This window comes from Azospirillum endophyticum, from assembly GCF_016595245.1.
In the GTDB taxonomy this organism is placed as follows: Bacteria; Pseudomonadota; Alphaproteobacteria; order Azospirillales; family Azospirillaceae; genus Azospirillum; species Azospirillum endophyticum.
Map to the genome: position 1 here is coordinate 224,947 of NZ_JAENHM010000007.1, position 16,273 is coordinate 241,219.

A 16,273-nucleotide genomic window follows, 5' to 3' on the forward strand; every position below is an offset into this window, starting at 1 on the left:
CGTTTTATTGCTTCAGCCGGCCAGCTCACGCGACCGCCGGGTGGCGGCGGCGATGGCGGCGGTCATCACCGGCTGCAAGCCGTCGTCGGCCATCAGCACGTCCAGGGCGGCCTGGGTGGTGCCGTTGGGGCTGGTCACCGCCTTGCGCAGGTCGGCGGCCTCCTGCGGCGAGGCGTCGAGCAGGGCGCCGGCCCCCGATACCGTGGCGCGGGCCAGCCGCAGGGCCAGATCGGCGGGCAGCCCGGCGGCCTCGCCGGCCTTGGCCATCGCCTCGACCAGGAAGAAGACATAGGCCGGGCCGCTGCCCGACACGGCGGTGACGGGGTCGAGCAGCCCCTCGTCCTCGACCCAGGCGACGTCGCCGACGGCGCGCAGCAGCCGGTCGGACAGGGCGCGCTGGGCGGCGCTGACGCGGGAGTTCGGAACGGCGACGGTCATGCCGCGGCCGATGGCGGCCGGCGTGTTGGGCATGGAGCGGACGACGACCGCCCCCTCCCCCAGCAGCCGCTCGAAATAGGCGATGGTCTTGCCGGCGGCGATCGACAGGAAGACGGTGCCGGGACGGACCAGCGAGCGGTAGGAAGGCAGCGCGTCCTCCATCACCTGCGGCTTGACCGCCAGGACGACGACGTCGGGAACGAAGCCGTCGGGGAGGCTGTCCGCCCCCGAAGCCAGGGTGACGCGCGCATCGCCCGCCAGCGACGGCGGCAGACCGGCCCGGTCGACCACCACGACCCGCGAAGCGGTCCCGGCGGCCAACCAGCCGTCCAGCATCGCCCCGCCCATCTTCCCGCAACCGACCAGCAGCAGCGACGCACCCGATTCCACCGTCATGACCCGTTCCGTCCCCTGTTCGCTCACGCTTCGCCCATGGTGTCGAGAATGGCGGCCGACACCGCCTCCGACGCCGACTTCCCGCCCCAGATCACGAACTGGAAGGCGGGGTAGAAGCGCTCGCACTCCGACAGGGCGATCTCCACCAGATCCTCCAGCTGCTCCACCGCCGCCCCGCGCGAGCCGCGCAGCAGCATGGTCTGGCGGAACATCGGGGTGTGCTCCTCCGAACAGACGTCGAAATGGCCGAGCCACATGCGGCCGTTGACCTCGGCCAGCAATTCGGCGACAGCGGTGCGGCGGGCGGCCTGGACCTTCATGTCGAACTGGCAGGAGAACTGCATCGCGCTGACGTCCGGCTGCCAAACGAAGTAGAGCCGGTAATCGCACCAGCGCCCGCCGATCTCGACGACCAGCTCGTCCTCGGTGGCACGGTCGAACGGCCATTCGTTGGCGGTCACGATCTCCTCGACCACGTCGAGCGGATTGTGGGCGGAAGTGGTGGTTTCGACGGCTACAGCCGACATATCAGCGTCCTCCTGTGAAGGCGCAATGGGCGGTACCGTTCACCCGGACCGAAGGGACGCGCCGGCCAGAGCGCGCGATCCGGGCCAATACCCCGAAGATGATGAAGAAACGAACCGAGCAAGCCTGGGCGTGGCGATGCCGCATCCGCGGTCCGGCCGCGGATGCGGCATGGACCGGGACGACGGGAGGAACGTCGGCCGTGTGCGGCAGCGCCGATGCTCAGGGTGCCGGCGGAGCCCCGACGGCGGGCTTGGCCGCCGGAGCGGCCGGTTCGGTTTCGACCACGGCCGGAACGCCGGGGGCCTCGACCGGAACCGGCAGCGGCGCTGTCGGGGCGCTCAGCGACGCGACCGTCGCCTCCAGCGCGGCAAGCCGCTCGGCCATCGCCTCCTGCTCCTCGCGGGCCTTGGCGGCCATGGCGCGGACAGCCTCGTATTCCTCGCGGCTGACCACGTCCATCCGCGACAGGACACGTTCGAGTTGGGCCCGAAGCTGGCCTTCGGCCTCTTCGCGCAAGGACGAAAAGGCGCCGAGCGCGCCACCCGCCACACGGGCGAGATCGTCCAAAATCCTGTTGTCCACCTGCATCGCTCTGACTTCCGGTTACCGTTCGTACATTATGGACGCCACACGCGGCGACTTCAACGCCCTTGGAACGCCCATGCCCGGGTGGGAGGGGTGTCACCTGGCCGGGGAGGCGGCGTTGAAGCGGTCGCGCAGGGCCTTCAGGTCCAGCGTCTGGGTCGGAGCGGCCCAGGGGCCGGCGATGCGCAGCGTCAGCGGCGGCAGGTCGCCGTCCGCCTTCACCGTCAGCGCCAACCCCAGATCCACCCGCTCGTCGGGGAGGGAGATCGTGCCCGCCAGCGTGCCGTCGGCCGGGACGGTGGTCAGCCGGGTGTCCTCGGTGCGGATCACTCCGCCGTCGACGGCGAAGCGGGCGTCCAGCCGGTCCAGCCTGGTCTCCCCGCCCTGCAGCGCACCGGCGACGGCGCCCAGCACCTCCTGCGTGCGCTCGGCCCCGGCGAGGCGGCTGCGCAGGGCGGCAAGGTCGACGCCGCGCAGCACGCCGCCCGACGCCACCGCCCGGCCCCGGCCGCTCAGGCTGCGCAGGAGCGCGTCGCCGTGGCCGCTGCCGGACAGCGTCACGTCGAGATCGACGGTGCCGCCGCTGAGGCCGAGACCGGCGATACCGGACAAGGCCGTCCCCATGTTCGCCTTGATGACGGTGACGTCGGCGTCGAGCTTCGGCGCCCGGCCCGGCGCGGTGGCGAGGCGGCCGCCGATGCCGATCTGCCCGCCCTGCCATTCGCCGTCCAGCTGTTCCAGGGTCGCGACGCCGTCGACCAGGGTCGCCCGCAGCGCCGGCTGGGCGATGCGTTGCCCGCCCACCGTCAGCGCCGTGGAGGTCAGGCCGAGACGCCCGTCCAGCGACTGCATCCAGCCGAGGTCGGCCAACGGATCGGCAGCCGGGTCCGCGGCCGGATCCGGAGCGGTCGCGGCGGAACGGCCGGCGCCGTCCCCGACCAGCGGCGCGGAGCGCAGCCGGTCGAGGTCGAGGTCGCCGGTCTGGAGGTCGGCCTGGAAGGCGGGGCGGGCCGCCTTGCGGTCGAGCACCAGCTTGCCGCGCAGGGGAATGCCGGCGACCAGCCCCTGGATGTTGTTCAGGCTGGGGGCCGCGGCGGTGCCCGACAGTTCGCCGTAGAGGTCCAGTGGGCCATAGGCGCGGGCCAGCCCGCTGTCGCTGAACAGGGCGGCGATCCGCCCCATCTCGGGATGGGTCACGCGCAGCTTCAGGTCGGCGCTGGGTGTGCGGTCCAGCCCGATCAGCGCGCCGCCGGCCTCCAGCGTGCCGCCCAGCAGGCCGGCGGAGGCCTCGACCGCCAGCCGTTCCCCGTCGCCGGCCAGCCGCGCCTTGGCGTTGACCGCGCCGAGCCGCTCCGGCACCGGCAGGCCGCGCGGCCAGGACACGGCGCTCGGCAGACCGCCCAGCGACCCGGCTTCGGCGGTCAGGGCCAGATTGACGCCGCGCAGCGGGATCAGGCTGGCGACCTGCCCGTCGATCCGCGCCTGCAGCCCGGCGACATCGTCCACCTTGGCCTCGCGCACCGTCAGCGCGCCGGAGGCGACCGTGGCGTCGAGATGAAGCCCCTGGACCGGCAGCCCGCCCACCGTCAGCTGGCCGACCCGCAGGTCGAGGTTGGCGTCGGCGAGACCGAGAAGCCTTTGCGGGGTCTGGCCGGTATCGGCAGCGGTCCGCGGACCGGAGGCGGTGGCCTGGGGGGCAGGCTGGGCGGTGTTGGATGGGGCGGTGGTGGATTGAGCCGCCGGCAGATAGCCGTCCAGGTTGAGGCGGTCGAGTTCCAGCCTTGCGCCGAAGGCCGGCCGGCCGCGGTCGACATAGGCGACGGCGCCGCCGAGCCGGCTGCTGTCGAAACGGAAATCCAGTCCCGACATCTCGAAACGGTCGGCATGGCCCTGGAGCCGCGCCGACAGCGAGGCGCGGCGCAGCCTGTCGGCGGGGACGCCGCGCAGGTCCAGCTTCGCCCATTCCAGCAGGGCACGCAGGTTGTCGGCATTCGCCTCCATCCGCATGTCGAGCGTCGGCTGGCCGCCCGGCGTCGTCACCTCCCCCGCCGCGACGAAGTCCGAGCCGCCGGGCAGTAGCGCGCTCACCCGGTCGATGTTCAGCCGTCCGGCGGACAGGCTGGCCTCGATCCGGCCCTGACGCACGACGCCGTGGTTGTAGCCGATGGCGTCGATGGCGACGTCCAGCTTGGCCTCCACCCCCGTCGGCAGCGCGACGGACGGCGCCGGCGCAGCGCCGCCGGAAGTCCCCGGGGCGCCGGCGCCCTGGGCGGTGCCCTGGCTGGCACCGGCAGCGGTGCCGCTTCCGCCGGTCCGCCCGGCCTGTCCCGACCCGCTCTTCGCCAGCCAGGAATCGAGATCCAGCCGGTTGATCACGAGGGTCAGCTCGGTGCGCGGCGCCTCGCGCCGGGCCGGATCGCCGACCCGCAGGGTGGCGTTGCCGGTGGCCCGGGTGTCACCCAGCTGCGCTTCCAGACTTGAGAAGGTGGCGAGGCTGGTTCCCGCCTCCACCGTCGAGCGCAGGTTGAAGGGCTGGGACAGCGCGGCGGGCGCCCAGGAGGCATTGGGGACGTTCACCAGCCTGGCGAAATCGCTGCCCTCGGCACGCAGGTCGCCCTGTACTTTCGAGCTGCCGCCGCCACCGGTTCCGCTGCCGCTGCCGCCGGTCAGGATGCCGGCGAAGCGCAGGGTGGCATCGGTGTGGGGCATCGACAGGGTGGCGCGCACCGGCACCGCCGCCCCCTCGGTGAAGCGGCCGGCGGTGGCCTCGCCATGCAGCGACAGGCCGCGCAGGCGAAAATCGCCCTGGGCCTGGAAAGGGCCGTTCAGGCTGCCGGCGGCGATGCGGGCGTTCAGTCCTTCGACCTTTTCGGTCCGGCCGTTGCGGTCGTCGCGGTAGACGAGGGTGCCGTTGTCGATCAGCACCTGGTCGAAGCTGACGGCGGAGACCAGCCCTTCGGCGGCCCCCAGCCCGTCACCCTTGCGGGTGCCGGCGGTCGACAGGTCCCAGTTGATGCGCCCGTCCTTCAGCACCTCGACCACGAAGGTCGGCTCGACCAGGGCGATGCTCTCCACCTGGATGCGGCCGCCCAGCAGCGGGCCGAGCGCCACGCGGGCGTCCAGCTTCTTCAGGTGCATCATGTCGGGTTCGGCGGCACCGGCGGCGTTGGCCAGCCGGGCGTCGCGGACGGTCAACGCCGGCGACGGCAGCAGGGTGAAGCCGACGTCCCCCCGCAGCTCCACCTGCCGGCCAGTGGCCTGCGACACACGCTCGGCGATGGTGCCCTTGTAGGCGTTCCAGTCGATCAGACTCGGTGCCGCCAACAGCAGACCGGCCAGAACAGCCAGTCCGGCCACTGCAGCGATCAGGATCTTCTTCACCGGGTTTCCGCCTTCCCTGCGACCGGCCTTGTCCTCGGCCGTGCCCCTTTGCCACGTCGTTTCCATATGATCCGCGCCGCCCCATCCCGGAAGGGATGGTGGGCGACGCGGGTCCTCATTTCCGCCCCGGCCGGCTTTCCAGCCAACCGGCTTCCGGTGCGAACCGTCATTCGGTAAGCTAGCGCCCGCAGAAGAAACAAGCAATTTGGGCAATCCCACGGCCAAGTCGGGTGCCGTGCGATTTTTCCGCGAAGTTTTTTCGGCCTGCCCCCCGCCCCGACCGGCCGTGCGGCACCAGAACCCTCCCGAAATCAGCCACCGGAGACAGAACCATGGGCGACGTGGTCAACCTCAACCGTTTCCGCAAGGCCCGCGACAAGGCGGAGCGCAGCAAGGACGCCGATGCGAATCGGGCCCGATTCGGCCGCACCAAGGCGGAAAAGGAACGCGACCGCAAGGGCGCCGAGCGACAGGCCCGGGGTTTGGACGGGCACAGGCTGGACGGGCAGGCGCCGGATCCGGATGGAGACGCCTGACCGTCCCACCGCCGACCGCCGACCGCCGACCGCCGGGCGGCGAAGACCGAGCTGGGCAGTCGGAATAACCTCTGATTTTTTGTTACTATTGGGTATGCCGATAGTTCCCTATTGCGACCATCAGCGGCACTGTGGGACAGTGCCGCCATGAAGCGCCGACGGGCGCGTTCCTTGGTCGATGGGGAGGGCCGTCATCATGGTCGACATGACGTCGTTTCGCGGACCGGTTCACACGCCTCAGACGCATGGCACCGGCCGGACCCCGGCCTGGCTGCCGGCGATCCGGTCGGTCGGGACGGATCGCCCCTGGGTCTGGCTGGCGGCAGCTTGGCAGGACATGACGGCGGCGCCCGCCATCAGCCTGGCCTACGGCGCGCTGGCGGTGATCTCCAGCTTCGTCCTGGTGGTCGGGCTGGCGGTGCTGGACATGGAGTATCTGCTGCTGCCGATGGCGGCGGGGTTCATGCTGCTCGGCCCGCTGTTCGCCGTCGGGCTGTACGAGACCAGCCGCCTGCTGGAATTGGGAGAACGGCCGACCTTCGGCAAGGTCGGCGCCGCCTATCGCCGCAACGGCGTGCAGATCGCCGGGATCGGGATGATCCTGATGCTGGCGATGCTGGCCTGGATCCGCGTCGCCTTCCTGATCTTCGCCCTGTTCTTCTCCGGCGAGACGCCGGCGCTGGACCAGCTGGTCGACCGCATCTTCTTCTCGGCCGAAACCCTTCCGTTCCTGCTGACCGGGACGGTATTCGGCGGGATCATCGCCACGGCGGTCTTCTCCATCGCCGTGGTGTCGGTGCCGATGCTGCTGGACCGCGAGACCGACGTCTTCACCGCCATGGCGACCAGCATCGCCGTGGTGCGCGCCAACATCAAGCCGATGGTCGCCTGGGGCTTCCTGATCGCCCTGTTCATGAGCGCCGGGATGGTGACCGCCTTCCTCGGGCTCGCCATCGCCCTGCCGGTGGTCGGCCACGCGTCCTGGCACTGCTACCGGGATCTGGTCGGCACCGGACGCTGAGGTGAACAAATGAAAGCCCTCCCCCGGGCATCGGGGGAGGGCTTTTTCTTTCACCCCTTCTTGAAGAAGGCTTCCGCCGCCGATTTCTGCGCCTGCTTGGCGGCGATGGCCGCGCGGGCGCGGGCGATTTCCGCCTCCAGCGTGGCGATGTAGGCCTCGATCTCGGCCACCCCCATCACCGTCAGGTCCTTGGGCGCGGGCTTGGCCTTGCGCGGCTCCAGATCCTCGAAACGGTCGTCGATCGCCATGGTCGGGTCCCTCCCCTGCCGCGTGGTTCGCCTTGTCAGGCCGGTCGGGCAAATCTACCTTTCGAGCCGGACAATTCCAACGTGCCGGTGTCCCCGGACGCGGGCACGGACACGCAAACAAGGAAGACCGCCATGGGCCTCGCCCTGCCCGACAGCATGCGCTGCGTCGAGATCACCCAGCCCGGAGGGCCGGAGGTGCTACGCCCGACCCGCCGCCCCGCCCCGGTGCCCGGCCCCGGCGAAATCCTGGTGGAGGTCGCCGCCGCCGGGGTGAACCGCCCCGACACGCTGCAGCGCCAGGGCCGCTACGACCCGCCGCCGGGCGCCTCCGACCTGCCGGGGCTGGAGCTGTCCGGCACGGTCATCGCCGTCGGCGAGGAAGTCGAGGGCTGGGCCAGCGGCGACCGGGTCTGCGCGCTGGTGGCCGGCGGCGGCTACGCCGAATGCTGCGCGGTGCCGGCGGTGCAGGCGCTGCCCGTTCCCGGACCGCTGTCGATGGTCGAGGCGGCGGCGGTGCCGGAGACCTTCTTCACCGTCTGGACCAACGTGTTCGAGCGCGGCGCCCTGAAGCGCGGCGAGACGCTGCTGATCCATGGCGGCTCGAGCGGCATCGGCACCACCGCCATCCAGCTCGCCAAGGCCTTCGGCGCCACGGTGTTCACCACCGCCGGCAGCGACGACAAGTGCCGCGCCTGCGAGGATCTCGGGGCCGATCGCGCCATCAACTACAAGACCGAGGATTTCGTCGCGGCGATCCGCGAGGCGACCGGCGGGCGCGGCGTCGACGTGGTGCTGGACATGGTCGGCGGCGACTATATCGCCCGCGACGTCGACATCATGGCGGTGGACGGCCGTCACGTCTCCATCGCCTTCCTGCAGGGGGCGAAGGTGTCGCTGAACATGGCGCCGGTGATGACCAAGCGACTGACCCTGACCGGGTCGACGCTGCGCGCCCGGCCGGTGGCCGAGAAGGGGCGCATCGCCGCGGCGCTGCGCCTGCATGTCTGGCCGCTGCTGGAGGCCGGCGACATCAAGCCGCAGATCCACTGCACCTTCCCGCTGGAGCAGGCCGACGAGGCGCACCGGCTGATGGAAAGCAGCGCCCATATCGGCAAGATCGTGCTGACGGTGGAGCCGGAGGCGGGCTGATTTTGCGTTTTTCTTCGCCGATCCGCTGCCGTCGGGCTTGCCTTGGGCGGCCAAGACGGGTTAGCAGAGGCGAGCGGGCGGCCGGGATTTCCCGGTGCGCCTGCGCAAGCATGCTTACGCGGACCGGTATTCGCCCTATATCGTGGTGACGAGAATGGGGCGGCCGCCACAGGCTGGCCCTGGGGCCGCGAAGCCGCCCCCGCGCCGCATAACCAGTTAGAACGGCCGCCCGCGCCACCCGCCAGGGGGTGCGGCCGGCGAAGAGTTTGCCAGGAGGGATGATGGCACTGCCCTTGATGCCGAAAGCGACAGCCGTCTGGCTGGTCGAGAACACGTCCTTGTCCTTCGAGCAGATCGCCGCCTTCTGCGGCATGCATTCGCTGGAAGTCCAGGCCATCGCCGACGGCGAGGTCGCGGTCGGCATGGTGGGGCTGGACCCCATCGCCAACGCCCAGCTGACCAAGCAGGAAATCGAGCGCTGCGAGAAGAACCAGGATCTGCGCCTGAAGCTGCTGGTCGCCGACCTGCCGCAGGTGGCGTCCCGGTCCAAGGGTCCGCGCTATACCCCGATCACCAAGCGCGGCGACAAGCCCGACGCCATCGCCTGGCTGCTGAAGCAGCATCCGGAGCTGTCGGACGCCCAGGTCTGCCGCCTGATCGGCACCACCAAGCCGACCATCGCCTCGGTGCGCGACCGCACCCACTGGAACGTCGCCAACATCAAGCCGCGCAGCCCGGTGATGCTGGGCCTCTGCTCCCAGCGCGAGCTGGAAGAGGCGCTGGCGCTGGCCATCCGCCGCGGCGGCGTGCCGCGCCCGCCCGAGGAGCCGGCCGAGGACTACTACGGCGAAGGCCGCGAGGACGACGGCTATTCCGAACGGGAAGACGCCCGCTGAGAGAGCAGCGCCCTCCAGCAAAGTAACCCTCTCCCCCCCGGGGAGAGGGCTGGGTGAGGGGGAGGCATTGCGTGCCTTACCCGAGAATCCTCGCCGCGCATCCCCCTCACCCTAACCCTCTCCCCGGGGGGGAGAGGGGATAGATCGCCTGTTGGGGAGAGGGCACGGAAGACCCCATGACCGACGCCACCACCTCTCCGCCCCGGCTCGTCGTCGGCATCAGCGGCGCGTCGGGGGTGATCTACGGCATCCGCATGCTGCAGACGCTGCGGCGGATCGGCGTCGAATCGCATCTGGTCGTCAGCCGGTCGGCCGAGGTCACGCTGGCCCATGAAAGCAGCATGAAGGTGGCCGAGCTGCGGGCGCTGGCCGATGTCAGCTATGCCGCCGCCGACATCGGTGCCGCCGTGTCCAGCGGCAGCTTCCGCACGCTGGGCATGGTGGTCGCCCCCTGCTCCGTCCGCACGATGAGCGAGATCGCCAGCGGCGTCACCTCCACCCTGCTGACGCGGGCGGCCGACGTCGCGCTGAAGGAACGGCGCCGGCTGGTGCTGATGGTGCGCGAGACGCCTCTGCATCTGGGCCATCTGCGTACCATGACGGCGCTGGCCGAGATGGGCGCGGTGATCGCGCCGCCGGTCCCCGCCTTCTATGCCAGGCCGCAGGGCATCGACGATCTGGTGGACCATTCGGTGGGCCGGGTGCTGGACCTGTTCGGGCTGGACGCCGGCACCCTGCGGCGATGGGGCGAGCGTCCGGAAGAGGCCTGACCGGCACCGCCGGCAGCCTGATCGCAATTCGCCCCAACAGGCGACTTGGTCCGCGGACGCAATGCCGGTATACCGCTTTCACTGGATCATGACGCGGAGCCGGCCCCGCAGCCGGCCGGCAGTAACGGGAACGAGCCGACCATGCCCTTCAGCAGCAAACCGAGCGAGCCCATCCGCCAGCTTCTGGCCGGCATCAAGGCCTTCCGCGCCCGCTACTACGAGCGGCGCTCCGACAACATGCGACAGCTGGTGACCGAGGGGCAGCACCCGGAAGTCCTGCTGATCGGCTGCTCCGACAGCCGGGTCGATCCCGCCCTGCTGACGATGGCCGAACCCGGCGAGCTGTTCGTGGTGCGCAACGTCGCCAACCTCGTCCCGCCCTACCAGCCCGACGGCGCCTATCACGGCACGTCGGCCGCGATCGAATACGCGGTGAAATCGCTGAACGTGTCGGAGATCATCGTGCTGGGCCATGCCCAGTGCGGCGGCATCAAGGGCCTGATCCGGCTGCGGGCCGGTCAGGTGTCGGACGACGATTTCATCTCCCCCTGGGTGTCCATCGCCGGTTCGGCGCTCGACCCCTATGTCGGGCCGGAAGGCACCGAGAAGGGCCGCGCCGATGCCGAGAAGCTGCAGCAGACCCCGGAGATCATCGAACGGGCGGCGGTCCGCGCCTCCGTCGACAACCTGATGACCTTCCCGTTCGTGCGCGAACGGGTGGAAGCCGGCACGTTGAACATCCATGGCTGGTGGTTCGACCTGGGCCTGGGCGAAATGTGGGCGATCAACCCCGCCACCAGCCTGTTCCAGCCGGTCGACTGAGCGCGCCCGGCCGATAATATAAGGCGACTAAGCGTTAACCCGACCGCCGGCGCGGGAATTGCGGGCGCCCTGCCCTGTTGAGGGTGAAGGAAGACTGCTCCTTCGCAACCCTCATCAGGGAAAGGGACTGCCATGAAGACCGCGCTTCGATTCGTGATCGTCGCCGCCGTGCCGCTGGCGCTCGCCGCCTGCAACCAGACCAGCAGCAACAGCGGCAACAGCGGGGGGCTGTTCGGCGGCAGCGGCGGCGGGCTGTTCGGGTCGGGCAATTCCGACTCGTCCTACGCCCGCAACGGACGCTGCGACGATCCGCGCTACAACACCTCCAACGGCGGCCATGCCGAGGCCGGGACCGACGACTACGACTGCTCGCGCTACGGCAACGGCCTGAAACGCTGAGCCAGCGCCGCCAGTTCGGCGGCCATGCGCCCGGCGACCGCAGGCCAGTCGCCGGGCGCCGGCTGCCGGAACAGCCGCGCAGCCGGATACCACGGGCTGTCGTCGCGGCCGGTCAGCCAGCGCCAGTCCGCCGAGAAGGGCAGAGCCAGCCACAGCGGCAGGCCGAGCGCCCCGGCCAGATGGGCCGGGCCGGTGCAGGACGACACCATGAGGTCGAGATGCGCCATGATCGCCGCGGTGTCGGCGAAGTCGGCGATTTCAGGTCCCAGATCGGTGAAACTCCGCGGCAGGATCGCACCGGCGAGATCGCCCCGCCCCGCCCCCATCTGCAAGCCGTAGAAGCGGCAGCCCGCGACATCGAACAGGGCGCGCAGGCCGGCCAGTCCGGGGGAGCGGTCCTCGTCACCGGGAAAGCACGGGTTGCCGGCCCAGACGACGCCGACGCGGACCGCGTCCCGCGGACCCAGCCGCCCGCGCCAGCGGGCGACGCGCGCAGGGTCCGGCCGCAGATAGGGAGTGTCGGCGGGCACGCCGTCCAGGCCGGTGGCGAAGGCGCGCGGCAGGCTCATCAGCGGGCATTCGAGATCGAAGGGCGGCAGCGGGTCGCTGCGGGCGATGACCCGCGCCGCGCCCTCCACGCCCTGCATCAGCGGCAGCAGCGGAGGTTGCACCTCCAGCACCACCCGGCCGCCGCGGGCCGCCACCATCGGGACATAGCGCAGGAACTGGAGCGTATCGCCCACCCCCTGTTCGGCGTAGAGCAGGACGGTCCGGCCATCGAGCGGCTCGCCGCGCCATGTCGGCTGGGCGAAGCGGCGCCAGGGCGGTTCGGCGCGGTCGTCATGGCGGCGCCAGTCGAACTCCGGCCATCCGCCCCGATAATCGCCGGCCATCAGCCGGGCGAAGCCGAGGTTCCAGTGCAGCCCGGCGTCCTGCGGCCGGTCGGCCAGGGCCCGGTCGAAATCGGCCGCCGCCTCCGCCGGGCGGGCCATGGCGATCAGGGCGGTGCCGCGCGCCGCCCATAAGGACGGGCCGGGCCGCAGCCGTTCCGCCGCCGCGAAGGCCTCCAGCGAATCCGGGAACCGGCCGAGCTTCGCCAGCACCGCGCCCAGCACCTCCCATGCCTCGCCGCCGTCGCGGTCGAGAGCCAGGGAGTCGCGGGCGGCGGTTGCGGCCTCCCTCCAGCGCCGTTGCGCGGCCAGCGCGGCGGCCAGCGTCGCATGAGCGACGGCGGAGCGGGCGTTCAGGCGCAGCGCATGGCGGGCCGAGCGCTCGGCCGACCGGGGGTCGCCGCAGGACAGCAGGGCGGCGGCACAATTCGCCAGTGCGTCGGCATGGTCGGGCGCCAGGGCCAGCGCCTGCCCGGCGGCCTCCCGCGCCGCCTGCGGCCGACCCAGCCGGCGCAGGGCTCCGGCCCGGCTGGCATGGGCGTCGGCCAGATCCGGCATCAGGCGCAAGGCCCGCCCATAGAGCCGCAGGGCGGCATCGGGGCCGCCGCCGGACTGCTCGACCCCGGCGAGGTTCGACAGGCCGCCGGCTGCGTCGGGGCGCAACGCCACCGCTTGGCGCAGGCGCCGCCCCGCCTCCGTCAATCGGCCGGTCTGGGCGGCAAGAACACCCAGAAGTTGCATCGCGTCGGCATATTCGGGATCGGCGCGGAGGATTCGACGATAGATGTCCTCCGCCTCCGCCACCCGGCCCGCCTGATGGTGGTCGAGGGCGATCAGCAGGGCCTGCGACAAAGTAACCATCGGAACTCAGGGAAGTTGGCGGGCGTACTGCCGGGATCCGGAGCATGCCCCGGTGCTTCCCGCCGGTCCAGTCACCTCAGGTCTGAAATCGTTGCAAACGGTCACAGGATCGGGATTTTCCCTGGATTGTCATGGAGCCCACCCATGGTTATTGTCCGCGCCGTCGTTCAAGGAGCGGATCATGACCACCGGCCCATTCCGGGCATTCTGCCAATCCGGCCCCCGCCGGATCACCCTCGCCACCCTGTTGTTCTTCGGTCTCGGGATCGCCGCCGCGCAGGCCAACGAAGGCGCCAAATCGAACGGCTGCCCGTGGTCGCAGGACATCACGCTGGAAATCAACGGCAAGACCCTGACCCTGAAGCAGGATGTCTTCACCACCACCGGCACGGAGCCGGTCGAGGTCGAGCAGTTCAAGGTATTCCCGCTGGTCGACCAGCTGAAGCTGCGCATCATCGGTCCCAAGGGGCGCGAATGGGAAGCGGCACTGACCCGCCTGGTCAGCGGCAAGCGCTGCAGCGCCTTCTATGCGGGGAAGCCGGTGCTGGTGTCGAACGTCGTCCGCAACCCGGACGAGCTGATTCTGAACCGCTAGGGCGTGTGAGTCCCCACGGCCCCCCCATAGGCGCCAACTTAAAGGCCCCTGCTCATTTCCCAATGGGCCGGCACCTCTTTCAGCGTCATCCCCGCGAAGGCGGGGATCCAGAGTTCCAAGTGCAAGTATTTGCAAAGTCTGGATTCCCGCCTCCGCGGGAATGACGGTTGATAAGGGACGTCCTTGGCTTTGACAGCAGTTGAGCCTGCAAGTTTGCGCCTATGCGGCCCCCCCCCCCGCTCACCCTCTCTCCAGCACTCCCAGCAACGCCTCCAGCGCCGGGTCGCCGCCGGGCAGCAGCAACGCCATGTTGGCGGCGGCAAGCGGCAGGCCGCCGCCGGGACGCGGCCCGACGCCGCCGGCGGCGAACAGGCGGTCCTGCTGGACACGCTCGGCCTCCAGCTCCGCCGCCTTCATCCGGCGATAGAAGGCGTCGTCCTCCGCCTTGGCCCGGCGGCGCAGGACGCGCAGCGGGCGAACCACCTCCTCCCGCCAGCCGGCGACCGCCCCGTCGATGCGGGCGAGTTCCTCCGCGGACAGGCGGACGGCGCACTCCAGCCCGGCCCAGGCGGCGAACAGCAGCAGGTTGACGTCCACCCCGCGGCGGTCCTGCAGGGCCAGGCAGCAAGCGGGCACCCCCGGCCGGCCATAGACGGCCAGGGAGAAGTCCCAGAAGGGGTTCGCGGACACCGGACCGGTCACAGGGGGCCGCTCAATCGCCGAAGCTGATGTTCAGGCCGCGGGCGGTCTTCACCAGCGCGCCATCCAACTCGACGCAGGAGTAATGCTCGATCGCCTCGGTGATCGGCACGTCGATGACTCCGCGGTTGGACCAGGCGACCATGCGGTTGAACCTGCCCTCCGCGATCAGGTCGACGGCATGGACACCGAAGGCCGACGCGATCAGGCGGTCGCGCGGGCTGGGCATGCTGCCGCGCTGGACATGGCCCAGCACGGTGACGCGGGTTTCGGCGCCGGTGGCGTCGGCGATCTTCTCGCCGATGTAATCGCCGATGCCGCCATAGCGCTTCTCGCCGCCCTGGAGGATCTTCTTGACCCCAGTGCCTTCCAACGTCTTCACCGCCTCCGACACCACGACCAGGGCGAAGTTGCGGCCTGAGTCGCGCACGTTCTGGATCTTGGCGGCGATGCTTTCGATGGAATAGGGGATTTCCGGGATCAGGATCACGTCGGCCCCGCCGGCGATGCCGGCCGCCAGCGCGATGTGGCCGGCATCCCGGCCCATCACCTCCAGCACCATCACGCGGTGGTGGCTGGCGGCGGTGGGCTGCAGGCGGTCCAGCGCCTCGACCGCCACGGCGACGGCGGTGTCGTAGCCGACCGACACCTCGGTCTTGCCGAGGTCGTTGTCGATGGTCTTGGGCACGCCCACCATCGGGAAGCCGCCCTTCTGCGCCAGCTTGTGCAGGATGGCGAAGCTGCCGTCGCCGCCGATGCCGATCAGCGCATCGAGGCCAAGCTCGCGGTAGCCGCCGATGATCTCGTCGGACCGGTCCTTCAGCGTGCCGTCGGGCATCGGGTAGGCGAAGGGATCGCCGCGGTTGGTGGTGCCGAGGATGGTGCCGCCCTGGCGCATCATGTGACCGTCGACGGAGCCGAGGTCGAGCGTCTGGTACTGCACCGGACGCTGGAGCAGTCCCTGGGTGCCTTCCTTGATGCCCAGCACCTGCCAGCCATAGCCGGTGGCCCGATGGACCACCGCACGGATGACCGCGTTCAGCCCGGCGCAGTCGCCGCCGCTGGTCAGGATGCCGATGCGCTTGCCGGCTTTCGTTGGGGCAGTCATTGAGAGTTTCCCGTCCCGTTCGCCTGTTCGTTCAAATGGACCGCCATGTTACCGGAATGGATATTTCCCGCAATCGTTGCCGGCCGCCGCAAAGGAGGCATTGCACCGCACCCCCCTCCCCACGGCGCCGTATGGCCGGCATGGCACGGCCAAAGGACCGAGCCCGTGGTTTGGCGGTGCCGTGGCGCCGGATATCTGGTATAGTCCGGCCCGCCCAGCCAACGGGTTACCCGCAAGAGCACCCCCGCACCACACGGGGCAACGGCCATTCCTAACGGGCGCGATGAACGAGCAAGAGATTTTGAAGGAAAAGCTGGCGAGCTTGCGCAGCGAGCACCGCGACCTGGACGACGTCATCGCCCGGTTGGTCGAGCGTGCGCCCTATGACCAGTTGCAGATGCAGCGGCTGAAGAAGCGCAAGCTGATGCTGAAGGACCAGATCATGGTCCTTGAAAGCCGGTTGCTGCCGGACATCATTGCTTGACGGACGCGCGACGCACCGTCGCGCGTCGTCCTCGAAGGCGGCCGTGAAGAAGTCAACGCACCTGGCCGAGAGGCGATCAGGGCAGATACTCATCGCGCAGTTGCGCAGGTTTCCGATTCGTCGTCCCCGCGATAGCCGGGAAGCGAGTGTCCGGCGCGGTGACTTGCATCGCCTGGATTCCCGCCTTCGAGTTTGTGAAGAAATCGGGTACTCGCTGAGAGAGGCCTCAAGTTTAAAGCGCTTCGCGTCCATCGCATCGCGTACTTACCTCGGCCGTCATTCCCGCGAAGGCGGGAATCCAGACCTTGCAAGCAGAGGCGATGGATAGCCTGGATCCCCGCCTCCGCGCTACGGCATGCACAGATCTCGCATCCTCGAACGAGATGCGACTTTCTCTGGCGAATAGCCCTTCTCCCCTCGCGGGAGAAGGGTTGGGATGAGCAACTGTCTTGTTCATGGGTTGGCTG

The 16,273-nt window shown here is 70.2% G+C and carries 17 protein-coding genes; 9 read left to right on the forward strand and 8 right to left on the reverse strand.

Features of this window, described 5'->3' with window-relative positions; all coding sequences use genetic code 11:
* Nucleotides 1-12: 12 nt before the first annotated feature.
* From proC to JHL17_RS02640, 4 genes are all read right to left on the reverse strand, one after another.
* Nucleotides 13-834 (reverse strand): pyrroline-5-carboxylate reductase, encoded by an 822-nt coding sequence (gene proC, locus JHL17_RS02625; protein ID WP_200190494.1) that lies wholly within the window; start codon nt 832-834, stop codon nt 13-15.
* Nucleotides 835-857: 23 nt separating this feature from the next.
* Entirely contained in the window at nt 858-1,361 is a 504-nt protein-coding gene (locus tag JHL17_RS02630) for a type III secretion system chaperone family protein (RefSeq protein WP_085089634.1), read from the reverse strand.
* Between the two features lie 220 nt (nt 1,362-1,581).
* Entirely contained in the window at nt 1,582-1,950 is a 369-nt protein-coding gene (locus tag JHL17_RS02635; protein ID WP_200190495.1) for an accessory factor UbiK family protein, read from the reverse strand.
* A 93-nt stretch (nt 1,951-2,043) separates the two neighbouring features.
* Nucleotides 2,044-5,328, reverse strand: coding sequence for an AsmA family protein (locus JHL17_RS02640; protein ID WP_200190496.1), 3,285 nt, complete (start codon nt 5,326-5,328; stop codon nt 2,044-2,046).
* A gap of 332 nt (nt 5,329-5,660) precedes the next feature.
* On the opposite strand from JHL17_RS02640, the gene JHL17_RS02645 reads away from it, so the two are divergent.
* Both JHL17_RS02645 and JHL17_RS02650 read left to right on the forward strand, forming a co-directional pair.
* On the forward strand, nt 5,661-5,864 hold the full coding sequence (locus JHL17_RS02645) for a DUF4169 family protein (RefSeq protein ID WP_200190497.1): 204 nt from the start codon (nt 5,661-5,663) through the stop codon (nt 5,862-5,864).
* Between the two features lie 196 nt (nt 5,865-6,060).
* A complete protein-coding gene (locus tag JHL17_RS02650) occupies nt 6,061-6,885 on the forward strand; it encodes a DUF2189 domain-containing protein (RefSeq protein WP_200190498.1) in 825 nt (274 codons plus the stop codon).
* Between the two features lie 50 nt (nt 6,886-6,935).
* Here the strand turns inward: JHL17_RS02650 and JHL17_RS02655 are convergent, their stop codons facing one another.
* The gene (locus JHL17_RS02655) at nt 6,936-7,133 is read right to left on the reverse strand and encodes a DUF1192 family protein (protein WP_200190499.1); all 198 of its coding nucleotides are present in this window, start codon (nt 7,131-7,133) and stop codon (nt 6,936-6,938) included.
* A 132-nt stretch (nt 7,134-7,265) separates the two neighbouring features.
* Here JHL17_RS02655 and JHL17_RS02660 point away from each other — a divergent pair, with 132 nt between their 5' ends.
* The 5 genes from JHL17_RS02660 (at nt 7,266) to JHL17_RS02680 (ending at nt 11,169) form a co-directional block, all read left to right on the forward strand.
* A complete protein-coding gene (locus tag JHL17_RS02660; protein ID WP_200190500.1) occupies nt 7,266-8,282 on the forward strand; it encodes an NAD(P)H-quinone oxidoreductase in 1,017 nt (338 codons plus the stop codon).
* Between the two features lie 281 nt (nt 8,283-8,563).
* Nucleotides 8,564-9,178, forward strand: coding sequence for a DUF1013 domain-containing protein (locus tag JHL17_RS02665; RefSeq protein WP_200190501.1), 615 nt, complete (start codon nt 8,564-8,566; stop codon nt 9,176-9,178).
* 176 nt (nt 9,179-9,354) lie between these two features.
* Nucleotides 9,355-9,948: a UbiX family flavin prenyltransferase gene (locus JHL17_RS02670; protein ID WP_200190502.1), complete on the forward strand. Its 594-nt coding sequence runs from the start codon at nt 9,355-9,357 to the stop codon at nt 9,946-9,948.
* Nucleotides 9,949-10,089: 141 nt separating this feature from the next.
* Nucleotides 10,090-10,770 (forward strand): carbonic anhydrase, encoded by a 681-nt coding sequence (locus JHL17_RS02675; RefSeq protein ID WP_200190503.1) that lies wholly within the window; start codon nt 10,090-10,092, stop codon nt 10,768-10,770.
* Between the two features lie 132 nt (nt 10,771-10,902).
* Nucleotides 10,903-11,169, forward strand: coding sequence for a hypothetical protein (locus tag JHL17_RS02680; protein ID WP_200190504.1), 267 nt, complete (start codon nt 10,903-10,905; stop codon nt 11,167-11,169).
* Here JHL17_RS02680 and JHL17_RS02685 read toward each other — a convergent pair.
* On the reverse strand, nt 11,145-12,920 hold the full coding sequence (locus JHL17_RS02685) for a tetratricopeptide repeat protein (protein ID WP_200190505.1): 1,776 nt from the start codon (nt 12,918-12,920) through the stop codon (nt 11,145-11,147). The genes JHL17_RS02680 and JHL17_RS02685 overlap by 25 nt on opposite strands.
* 181 nt (nt 12,921-13,101) lie before the next feature.
* Between JHL17_RS02685 and JHL17_RS02690 the strand changes: the two genes are divergently transcribed.
* Nucleotides 13,102-13,515 (forward strand): hypothetical protein, encoded by a 414-nt coding sequence (locus JHL17_RS02690; RefSeq protein WP_200190506.1) that lies wholly within the window; start codon nt 13,102-13,104, stop codon nt 13,513-13,515.
* A gap of 240 nt (nt 13,516-13,755) precedes the next feature.
* Here JHL17_RS02690 and JHL17_RS02695 read toward each other — a convergent pair whose 3' ends face one another.
* Both JHL17_RS02695 and JHL17_RS02700 read right to left on the reverse strand, forming a co-directional pair.
* Complete coding sequence (locus tag JHL17_RS02695; protein WP_200190507.1) at nt 13,756-14,205, reverse strand: TIGR02444 family protein; 450 nt, start codon at nt 14,203-14,205, stop codon at nt 13,756-13,758.
* Between the two features lie 22 nt (nt 14,206-14,227).
* The gene (locus JHL17_RS02700; RefSeq protein WP_200190508.1) at nt 14,228-15,322 is read right to left on the reverse strand and encodes an ATP-dependent 6-phosphofructokinase; all 1,095 of its coding nucleotides are present in this window, start codon (nt 15,320-15,322) and stop codon (nt 14,228-14,230) included.
* Between the two features lie 283 nt (nt 15,323-15,605).
* Here JHL17_RS02700 and JHL17_RS02705 point away from each other — a divergent pair, with 283 nt between their 5' ends.
* Nucleotides 15,606-15,806, forward strand: a complete 201-nt coding sequence (locus JHL17_RS02705; protein ID WP_085089646.1) for a YdcH family protein — start codon at nt 15,606-15,608, stop codon at nt 15,804-15,806.
* Nucleotides 15,807-16,273: the final 467 nt, after the last annotated feature.